The 10,349-nt window shown below is 64.2% G+C and carries 9 protein-coding genes; 2 read left to right on the top strand and 7 right to left on the bottom strand.

Features of this window, described 5'->3' with window-relative positions; translation table 11 throughout:
- The first annotated feature begins 231 nt into the window (after positions 1-231).
- The gene (locus EOA27_RS08600; protein ID WP_027166515.1) at positions 232-603 is read left to right on the top strand and encodes a response regulator; all 372 of its coding nucleotides are present in this window, start codon (positions 232-234) and stop codon (positions 601-603) included.
- 31 nt (positions 604-634) lie between these two features.
- Entirely contained in the window at positions 635-2,008 is a 1,374-nt protein-coding gene (locus EOA27_RS08595) for a PleD family two-component system response regulator (protein ID WP_127255953.1), read from the top strand.
- 598 nt (positions 2,009-2,606) lie between these two features.
- Here the strand turns inward: EOA27_RS08595 and rpmG are convergent.
- The 7 genes from rpmG to topA all read right to left on the bottom strand — a co-directional run.
- Positions 2,607-2,774, bottom strand: coding sequence for a 50S ribosomal protein L33 (rpmG, locus tag EOA27_RS08585; protein ID WP_006201775.1), 168 nt, complete (start codon positions 2,772-2,774; stop codon positions 2,607-2,609).
- Positions 2,775-2,930: 156 nt separating this feature from the next.
- Positions 2,931-3,389 (bottom strand): hypothetical protein, encoded by a 459-nt coding sequence (locus EOA27_RS08580; RefSeq protein WP_126082391.1) that lies wholly within the window; start codon positions 3,387-3,389, stop codon positions 2,931-2,933.
- 93 nt (positions 3,390-3,482) lie between these two features.
- On the bottom strand, positions 3,483-4,658 hold the full coding sequence (locus EOA27_RS08575) for an MFS transporter (protein WP_126082392.1): 1,176 nt from the start codon (positions 4,656-4,658) through the stop codon (positions 3,483-3,485).
- A 20-nt stretch (positions 4,659-4,678) separates the two neighbouring features.
- The gene (locus tag EOA27_RS08570) at positions 4,679-5,419 is read right to left on the bottom strand and encodes an NUDIX hydrolase (RefSeq protein WP_126082393.1); all 741 of its coding nucleotides are present in this window, start codon (positions 5,417-5,419) and stop codon (positions 4,679-4,681) included.
- 88 nt (positions 5,420-5,507) lie between these two features.
- Positions 5,508-5,954 carry a DUF983 domain-containing protein gene (locus tag EOA27_RS08565; protein WP_126082394.1) on the bottom strand — a complete coding sequence of 149 codons (447 nt, stop codon included), beginning with the start codon at positions 5,952-5,954 and terminating at the stop codon, positions 5,508-5,510.
- A complete protein-coding gene (gene rnr / locus EOA27_RS08560) occupies positions 5,954-8,260 on the bottom strand; it encodes a ribonuclease R (RefSeq protein ID WP_126082395.1) in 2,307 nt (768 codons plus the stop codon). The genes EOA27_RS08565 and rnr overlap by 1 nt, the downstream gene beginning before the upstream one ends.
- 6 nt (positions 8,261-8,266) lie before the next feature.
- Positions 8,267-10,349 (bottom strand): type I DNA topoisomerase (gene topA / locus EOA27_RS08555; RefSeq protein WP_127255951.1); only part of this gene is annotated, 2,083 nt, incomplete at its 5' end.

Raw genomic sequence — 10,349 nt, 5'->3', positions numbered from 1 at the left:
CTTTTGGAATGGTGGATTTTTGAGTCTGCTAACGCAGTAACGGCAAGCGTCGCTCGCGGCAAGCCTCCGCTCTCTCCCACAAAACGCCCGAAGGTGGAATTGGTGCAGCTTTCCAACCTCCGGTTTCCGTTTCGTCAATTATATTGGGCTAGGGTGGAAAGGGTTGGGTGCGGTCCGAGGAGACGCATTACGACGGTCTTCGACTTCGAGGGCGGTCGGGACGGGAAATTGATGGCTAAGAAGGTCATGATCGTCGAGGACAACGAGCTCAACATGAAGCTCTTTCGGGACCTCATCGAAGCCAGCGGTTACGAGACGGTCCGCACGCGCAACGGGTTGGAGGCGTTGGATCTGGCGCGCCAGCACCGGCCGGACCTCATTTTGATGGACATCCAGCTGCCCGAGGTCTCCGGCCTGGAAGTGACCAAATGGCTGAAGGAAGACGACGAATTGCATTCGATCCCTGTCATCGCCGTCACCGCCTTCGCGATGAAAGGCGATGAGGAGCGCATCCGCCAGGGCGGCTGCGAGGCCTATATCTCCAAGCCGATCTCGGTGCCGCGCTTCATCGAGACGATCAAATCCTATCTGGGCGATGCCTGATGCCCGAGACCAGCAGAACCGGAGTTTTCTGATGACCGCGCGGATCCTCGTCGTCGACGATATCCCCGCCAATGTGCGGCTGCTGGAGGTTCGGCTGCTTGCCGAGTATTTCGAGGTGCTGACGGCCAATAACGGCCCGGATGCGATCGAGACCTGCGAGAACGGCAAGGTCGACGTCGTGCTGCTCGACGTGATGATGCCAGGCATGGACGGGTTCGAGGTCTGCAAGCGCCTGAAGGGCGATCCGGCGACCTCGCATATACCGGTGGTCATGATCACCGCGCTCGACCAGGTCTCGGACCGGGTGCGCGGCCTCGAGGCCGGCGCGGACGATTTCCTGACCAAGCCGGTCAACGACCTGCAGCTGATGACGCGCGTGAAGAGCCTCGTCAGGCTGAAGTCGCTGACCGACGAGCTCAGGCTGCGCGCCTCGACCACGCGCAATATCGGGATCGAGGAACTTCTGAGCCGTGATTTCGCGACCGAAGACGTCAAGCCGAAGGTGCTTCTCATCGACGAGCGCAGATCCTCGGTCGAACGCATCCAGAAGATGCTGCGCCACAGCGCCGAGCTCGATGTCGCGACCGATCCAAATGCAGGGTTCTTCCAGGCGGCGGAGATGCCGTATGAATGCGTGCTGATCTCGACCGCATTCTCCGGCTTCGATGCGCTGAGGCTTTGCTCGCAACTGCGTTCGCTCGACCGCACCCGCTTCCTGCCGATCATGCTGCTCGCTGACGAGGGCGAGGAGGGCCGCATCCTGCGCGGACTGGAGCTCGGCATCAACGACTACCTGATCCGGCCGATCGACCAGCACGAGCTGATGGCGCGGCTGCGCACACAGGTGCGGCGCAAGCGCTACAACGATCAGTTGCGCGCCAGCGTCGCCCAGACGATCGAGATGGCGGTGATCGACGGGCTGACCGGGCTGCACAACCGGCGCTACCTCGACAGCCAACTGCAGACGCTGTTCGATCGCGCCGCAGCGCGGCGGCGGCCGCTGTCGGTGATGATCACCGATCTCGACCGCTTCAAGTCGATCAACGACACCTATGGCCATGACGGCGGCGACGATGTGCTGCGGGAATTCGCCAGACGGCTGCGCAAGAATGTGCGCGGCATCGATCTCGCCTGCCGCTTCGGCGGGGAGGAGTTCGTCGTGGTCATGCCCAACACCGACGGCGCGGTCGCAGAGAAAGTGGCCGAGCGTATCCGCGCCGAGATCGCCCAGGCGCCTTTTGCCATCGGGAGCGACGGCAAGACGATCGAGGTGACGGTCAGCGTCGGCGTATCCTCGCTTCTGAAGGGAACCGACAGCGTCGCGGCGCTGATGAAGCGCGCCGATCTTGCGCTCTATGAAGCCAAAAGCGGCGGCCGCAACCGGGTGGTCGCCAAGGCGGCTTGAAGCGCCTCGCCATCTTCCCGACCCGCTGTTTATGCTTTAGATTTAGATTTCGCGCATGTTCGCGCTTCAGCGGCATGCCTGCAAAAGGCGCCGATTCCCGGCCGTCCCCACAAGGTTAGGAATTTACCTTAACCCAAGCGATTCGCGAGCGGTGGTTAAGAAATGGTTGATTTTTATAAGGTCTTGCGCAAATCTGCGGCGCATAGACAGAAGGCAAGGCCGGCACGAGGGTAGACTAGCCGGCTCGATCCGAAAAATACCCCATGATGCTCAGGTCCGCCGCATCTCCTGGGTCCGTGGGGTCGGCCGGCCGGCGCTGGCACATAGTGGCCTCCTCGTACCGCTGCCAAACGCCGACCGGCCCCCTTTTTTCAAAAGACTAAAGCGCGTCGCGATCTCTCAGATTCGCTCCGTGCGCTTCAGGTTTTTGATTACGCATGTCTTTATCCCGAAACCGGTCCACTTTCGGGAGACATGCTTTGAACCGACCGGGAACCAGCGCTGAACAGCGGCGCGGCTACCTTGCCGCCGATCCCTCCTGAAAACAAAAACGCCGCCCCAAGGGCGGCGCTTTTGGCTTACACGGCGGGAAACCGGATTACTTGATCTTGGTTTCCTTGAACTCGACGTGCTTCTTGGCGACCGGATCGTACTTGCGGAACGAGAGCTTGTCCGTCTTGGTACGGCTGTTCTTGCTGGTCACGTAGAAGAACCCGGTGTCGGCGGTCGACAGAAGCTTGATCTTGATGTTTGCGGCTTTGGCCATGATGTTCGTCCGTTAATGTTCGTGGAGTTTTGGCCGCTGGAGCACGGGGAAAACACCCGGACGCGGGAAACTTGGCGCGACACATAAAGAACGCGCCCGGAAAGTCAAGCCCGGGCGCCTTCTTCGCCTAATTTCGGCATGGGCGATTTCACCGCTTCAAGCGCTATGCTCGACCAACTGTCCCTTCTTTTTCCAGTCGCCCGTCGTGTTCCACCAGCGATTCGGATTGGCGCGGTCGTCCAGGCCCTTGGAGCGGCTGGCCAACAGCGGCTGGATGCGGATGACGGGCTCCTGGTAGGAATGGGCCTGGAATATCGCCTCGACGACACGGGCGGCGAGCGCCTGGTCGTCAGCGATCTCGAATGACACTTCGACGGTGCCCGGCCGCCGGCGCAGTTCGTTCTCGGCGCCGGCGGCGGCGCCGTCGAGCGGCCGATAGCGCTCGATGCCCTGCGCCGACTGATAGGCGTTGCTGTCATATTTGCCCATGGGCAGTGGGGTGATCGCCACCACCGCCTCCATGATGCGCTCGACATCGGCGGCCGGCGCCTGGAATGTGACGAGCAGAAGCAGTTCCATCCTGAGGGATTTGGTTTCAAAGCCGCTGTCGATCATCGCAATTCTCCTGCCTGGCGTTGGAGGCAGGGTATAGCAGGGGTGCTGCTGACACGGTGATGTCAGGATGCCGGGTGCCGGCGGCGTCCGCCGCTAGAGAATCTTGCGCACCAGCCTGACCAGGACCAGAAGCATGTAGGCGGCGAAGAAGATCGCCAGCGACCAGCCGAAGCCCGAGGGGCCGAAGGCGTCCATGCCGATGCCGATCGCCTGCGGACCGATCACCATGCCGACGCCATAGCACAGCACGAAGGCCGCGTTGGCGGATGCCAGCTCATGGCCGGAAAGCTGCGAGCCGAGATGGGCAAGGCCGATCGTGTACATGGCCGCGACGACACCGCCCCAGACAAACAGAAGGGCGGCCATAAGATGCCAGTTCTGCGCGAAGAAGGGCATGAAGACGGTGCCGATCAGGCCGACGGTGGCGCAGCCCAGAAGCAGATGGCGCCGGTCCGAGACACGGTCGCTGATCATGCCGATCGGGATCTGCAGAAGCACGTTGCCGAGCCCGATCATCGTCAGCAGAAGTGCAGCGTCGGCCTCGGAATAGCCGATCCGGCTGCCATAGACGGGGAAGAGCGAGAAACCGCCGGTCTCGACCGCGCCGAAGACAAGCACAGCGAAGGTCGCCGTCGGCACCAGCCAGACGTAGCGCAGGAAATGGCTGGTCTCGCTCTCGGCGACGATGGTCGGGCTCTCGTTGCGGGCCGCCAACACTGGAATCGCGGCAAGCGTGACCAGCGCTATGGTGACGCCGAATGGCAGGAAGCCCGAACTGCCGAGATGGGCGAACAGCCAGGGTCCGGCGGCAAAGCCGAGCGACAAAACGGTGGCGTAGATGCCAAGCACAAGGCCGCGGCGGTTCGGCGGCGCGGAGGTGCTGATCCAGAATTCCGACAGGATGAACAGCACCGTCAGCGAGATATGCAAGGCGACGCGGAGCGGGAACCACATCCAGAAATCCGGCGCGAAGTGAAAGCCGACGAACGCGAGCGCGCCGATGGCGATCATCAACAGCATGGTCCAGGCGACGCCGAGCCGCATGGCAAGCGGCGTGGCCAGAGGCGCGCCGGCGATCGAGGCGAGGCCGGCGACGGCCGTGTTGAGGCCGATCATCGATGCGGAGTGGCCGCGGCTTTCCAGAATGACGCTGAGCAGCGGCATGCCGAGGCCGATGGCGATGCCGACGACGCTGATCGAGGAGATAGCCGCGACCATCGGCAGCCAGTGTACGCGTTCGTCGCCCTGTTGTTGGGTATCGACCGTCATGGGACCAAAATGCTCTGCTTCTAAAGGACTTCGCGGACGAAGCGGTTGCGGACGAGCCGGAAGAACGGCACGGCGCCGCCCGGCCGCAGCAAGGGATCCTCTGCAAGCCGACCTTCCAGTTCTTCCAGGATCATGCCGGTGATGTCCGGGATGTCGGCCTTGCGGGCATCGGCAAGCGGCAGCCAGACGAGTTCCTCCAGCTCGTTGGTCGGGCCGCCGCCGGGCAATTCCACGGCAACGTCGTGGCGCCAGGCGCTGAAGAAGCGCGTGTCGAAACGGCGCACGCGATTGGGCGGGGTGATGGCGCGGGCGACGAAGCGGAGCACGTCCAGCGACGGGATGACGCCATGTTCGGCGAAACCCTGCCAGTCGCGCTTCGCGGTCGAGAAGGCGCCCTTGCGGCCGATCAGCAGGCCGGCTTCCTCATAGGTCTCGCGAATCGCCGACAGGGCGATTGCTTGCGCCCGCGCCGCGCTGGCGCGGCCGGGGCCGGCGACCAGCTTTTTCTCTTCTTCGCCGCGCAGAGGCGCGCCGACGGCAATGCGGCTGTCCGCGGGATCGGTGCGGCCGCCGGGAAAGACGTATTTTCCGGGCATGAAGGCATGCCTGGCGTGGCGCCTGCCCATCAGCACCAGGACATCCTTGCCCTGGCGATCGAGCAGAATAAGCGTCGCGGCATCACGCGGACGCAACGCCCGGCCGCTGCGCACGGCCAGGCCCTTATCGAGCTTGTCGACATCCGCCTTGGTCATTCCTTCCATGCGCCCGACCTAGCGGAAACTTCCTTGCTGTGAAAGTGGCTTGCGCGTCGCGGCTTTTGAACCAGGGCGGACAGCGGTGCGACCTGGCTTACGAATGGCTCTCGAATTCATCCTTCTCGCCGCCGAAGCCGTGCATATAAAGCGCCCATTGCAGGCCGATGACGGCGCCCTTGACCGGTTGCAAAAGTGCGAGCGCGAGAATGATGGTCAGCGGCACCCAGATCAGCGCGTGCTGTAAGTTTGACAGCGTGGTGGTCGCCTCCACTGCCATGAACGAGCCAACCACGATGTGGCCGACAATGACAATGACCAGATAGGCAGGCAGGTCGTCCGCGCGATGGTGATGGATCTCCTCGCCACAGACGCTGCACGTGTCGACGGTCTTGGTGAAGGCGTAAAACAGCTTGCCTTCGCCGCAACGCGGGCAACGGCCGAGAAGGCCGCGCTTGATCGCCGTCCACAGCGGACGGGCGACACGGCCAGAGTGATGCTCGCCACCAAAAACCTGTTCTTCCACATGCGAATCGCCTGGCATCATCTTCTCCTGCCGCGCGGACCGACGCGCGGTTGCGACGCGCGGGCGCGGCCCTTGGCCTTGTGGAACGACCGCCTCGAGCCGGGCAGGGGCTTCGGGTCGGTCAGCATCTCGAAACGCATCGCACCGGCCATCGGCGCGACTTCGACCAGCCGAACTTCGACGCGGTCGGCAAGCTGATAGCCTTTGCCGGTGCGTTCGCCGAACAGCGATCGGGCGGTTTCGTCATAGATATAGTAGTCGCCGCCCAGAGTTGACACCGGAATAAAGCCGTCGGCGCCATACTGCGGCAATTGGACAAACAGCCCCGCCTTGGTGACGCCGGAGATGCGCGCGTCGAACGTGTCGTTGACGCGCTCGGCGAGATAGGCGGCGATCAGCCGGTCGACCGTATCGCGCTCGGCGGCCATGGCGCGGCGTTCCGTGGCCGAGATCAGCGCGGCGACCTCTTCCAGCCGGTCCGCCTCCTGCTGCGTCAGCCCGCCAGGCCCAAGTCCAAGCGCCGAGATAAGCCCCCGGTGGACGATCAGATCGGCATAGCGGCGGATCGGCGAGGTGAAATGCGCGTAGCGACGGAGGTTGAGGCCGAAATGGCCGATGTTCTTCGGCGAGTACTCCGCCTGGCTCTGCGAGCGCAGCACCACTTCGTTGACCAGCGCCTCGTTGTCGGCACCGCGCACCCGCTCCAGAATGCCGTTGAACTGGCTGGGCCGCATCTGCGCGCCGCGCGCCAGAGACAGGCTGAGCGTTTGCAGGAACTCACGCAGCGATTCCTGCTTGGCGAGCGACGGCGCGTCATGGATGCGGTAGACGAGGGGCTCTTTCTTGCCCTCCAGGGTCTCGGCGGCCGCGACATTGGCCTGGATCATGAACTCCTCGATGAGCTTATGCGCGTCGAGACGCTCCGGCACGACGACCCGGTCGACGGTGCCGTCCGGCTTCAGCAGGATCTTGCGTTCCGGCAGGTCGAGCTCCAGCGGCTGGCGGGCGTCGCGGCCGCGCTTCAGCACGGCATAGGCATCCCAGAGCGGCTTCAGGACGCTGTCGAGGAGCGGCCGGGTCTTGTCGTCGGGCACGCCGTCGATCGCGGCTTGCGCCTGCGGGTAGGCGAGCTTGGCCGCCGACTTCATCATCACACGGTGGAAGGAATGGCGCAGCTTTCGGCCTTCCGAGGAGAAGGTGATGCGCACCGCGATGGCCGGCCGGTCCTCGCCTTCGCGCAGCGAGCAGAGGTCGTTGGAGATGCGTTCGGGCAGCATCGGCACGACCCGGTCCGGGAAATAGACCGAATTGCCGCGCTTCAAGGCTTCGCGGTCGAGCGGCTTTCCATAGCGCACATAGGCCGCGACATCGGCGATCGCCACGGTGACGACGACCCCGCCGGGATTCTTCTCGTCCGTGTCGGGCGTGGCGAAGACAGCATCGTCATGGTCCTTGGCGTCGGCCGGATCGATGGTCACCAACGGCAGGTCGCGCCAATCCTCGCGGTGATCGAGCGTCGCTGGTTTCACCGCTTCGGCCTCGGCAATCACATCCGCCGGAAAGACATGGGGGATGTCGTGGGCATGGATGGCGATCATCGAGACCGCCTTTTCGCTGCTCAAGGATCCCAGCACCGCCAGCACTTTTGCCCTGGGCAGCCCGTAACGTGATGCCCGCGCCGGCTCGACCTCGACGAGATCGCCGTTCCGGGCGCCGTTCTGGAATTCCTTGTCGACGATCAGCTCCGGCTGGCGGCGTTCGACGGGCTCGATGCGGAACGTGCCGTCCTTCAGCACGCGGAAGACGCCGAGCACCGCGTCGCTGCGCTTCTCGAAGATCTTCATCACCCGGCCGGTATAGGCGGGGCCCGACGGGTCGTCGGTCGGGAAGGTTTTGGCAAGCACACGGTCGCCGATGCCGGGCGCCGGGCCGCCGGCGCCGCGCGAGATGCGGATGGCGATGACGGGCGGAGAACCGGCGCCGGTATATTCGCTCGGATTGGCCAGGAGCACGCCGTCTTCGTCTCGGCCGAAAATATCGAGCACGGCGACGTGAGGCACTGCGCCGGCGCGGGTCAGGCGCTTGCGCTCCTTGTTGAGCAGACCTTCATCCTGGAGATCGCGCAACATGTCCTTCAGCCAGACGCGATCCTCGCCGCGCAGCGCAAAGGCCTTGGCGATCTCGCGCTTGCCGGAGCGGTCGGGATTTTCGGCGATGTAGCGCAGGATCTCGTCGCGCGAGGGCCGATAGTCGTCCTTGACCTTGGCCCTCGTGTCGGCGTGGCGCGGATCGCCGTGGCTTCTTCCGGAGATCCTGCGCGCCACGTCCTGCTACCCCTTCTTCGCCGCCCTGCGGAAGGGCTTTTTGCCACCTCCGCCCTTGGCTTCCTTTTCGGCGATCAGGGCGAGCGCCTCTTCCATCGTCACCGATTGCGGGTCCTTGCCCTTGGGCAGCGTCGCATTGACCTTGCCGTAATTGACATAGGGCCCGTAGCGGCCGTCGCGTACCGTGATCTTGCCGCCGCCGTCCGGATGGTCGCCAAGCTCTTTCAGCGCCGCCGGCGTGGCGCCGTTGCGGCCGCCCTTGCCCTTCTGCTGCTTCTCGGCGATCACCGAGACGGCGCGGTTCAGGCCGATCGAGAACACGTCCTCGATGCTCTCCAGATTGGCGTAGGTGCCGTCATGCAGCACGAACGGGCCGTAGCGGCCGAGGCCGGCCGAGATCATCTTGCCGGTTTCGGGATGTTTTCCGACGTCGCGCGGCAGAGCCAGCAGGGCCAGCGCCTTCTCGTGGTCGATCGACTCGGGCGTCCAGCCCTTGGGCAGGCTCGAGCGCTTGGCGTCCTTGCCTTCGCCGCGCTGGATATAGGGACCGAAGCGGCCGCTCCTCAGCGTGATTTCCTCGGCCGTGTAAGGATCCTTGCCGAGCAGCCTGACGCCGTCCTCGCCATTGCCGTTCTCGCCATTGGGGTTGGCGGCGTCGCCGAGCTGGCGGGTGTAGGAGCACTCCGGATAGTTCGAGCAGCCGACGAAAGCGCCGAACTTGCCGAGCTTCAGCGACAGATTTCCGGTGCCGCATTTCGGGCAGATGCGCGGGTTGGAGCCGTCTTCGCGCTCCGGGAAGACAAGCGGCGCGAGCTCTTCGTTGAGCGCATCGAGCACGTCGGTGACACGCAATTCCTTGATGTCGTCGACGGCGCCGGAGAAATCCTTCCAGAAGTCGCGCAGAACGTCCTTCCAGGCGAGCTTGCCGTCGGAAATCTCGTCGAGCTTCTCTTCGAGCGAAGCGGTGAAATCATATTCGACGTAACGCTCGAAGAAGCTTTCGAGGAAGGCCGAGAGCAGCCGGCCCTTGGCCTGCGGCACCAGCTTGCGCCGGTCGATGGTGACGTAGTCGCGATCCTCGAGCGTCTTCAGGATCGCGGTGTAGGTCGATGGCCGGCCGATGCCGAGCTCCTCCAGCTTCTTGATCAGCGACGCCTCGGAATAGCGCGGCGGCGGTTCGGTGGCGTGCTGGGTGGCGTTGATCGCCTGGCGGGCAAGTTGCTCGCCGGAGCGGATCTCGGGCAGGCGGCGGCTCTCCTCGTCCTCCGCGTCCTCGTCCTTCTGGTCGGTATAGGCGGCGATGAAGCCATCGAAGCGGATGACCGAACCGATCGCGCGCAGCTCGGCGGTGCGAGCGCCGTTGACGGCCTCGATCTCGGCCGTGGTGCGCTCGATCTCGGCCGGCTGCATCTGGCTGGCGATGGCGCGCTTCCAGATCAGCTCGTAGAGGCGGGCCTGGTCGGCGTCGAGATATTGCCGAACGGAAGCCGGCGTGCGCCGGAAATCGGTCGGGCGGATCGCCTCGTGGGCTTCCTGGGCGTTCTTGGCCTTGGTGGTGTAGAAACGCGGCTTCTCCGGCAGGTATTTCGCACCGAATTCGCTGACGATGGCGTTGCGGGCGGCCTCGATCGCCTCCGGCGCCATCTGCACGCCGTCGGTTCGCATATAGGTGATGAGGCCGGCGGTCTCGCCGCCGATATCCATGCCTTCGTAGAGCTTTTGCGCCACTTGCATGGTGCGCGTCGCCGAGAAGCCGAGCCCGGACGAGGCGGCCTGCTGCAGCGTCGAGGTGGTGAAGGGCGGGCCGGGATTGCGCTTTGTCGGCTTGGCTTCGACCGACAATGCCTTGAAGGTCGCGCCTTCCAGCATCGCCTTGATGTCGTCGGCCTGCGCCTTGTTGGCGATATCGAGTTTTTGCAGCTTCTTGCCGGCAAAGGCGGTGAGCCGCGCCTCGAAACTGTCGTTGCGCGGCGTTTTGAGGATGGCGGCGATCTGCCAGTATTCCTCGCGGATGAAGCGCTCGATCTCGGATTCCCGGTCGCAGACCAGGCGAAGCGCCACCGACTGCACGCGGCCGGCGGAACGGGCG

Origin of the sequence: Mesorhizobium sp. M2A.F.Ca.ET.037.01.1.1, assembly GCF_003998075.1 — a bacterium.
Classification (GTDB): Bacteria; Pseudomonadota; Alphaproteobacteria; order Rhizobiales; family Rhizobiaceae; genus Mesorhizobium.
The sequence above is the reverse complement of the archived record's forward strand: the minus strand, read 5'-3'. Positions and strand labels throughout refer to the sequence as shown.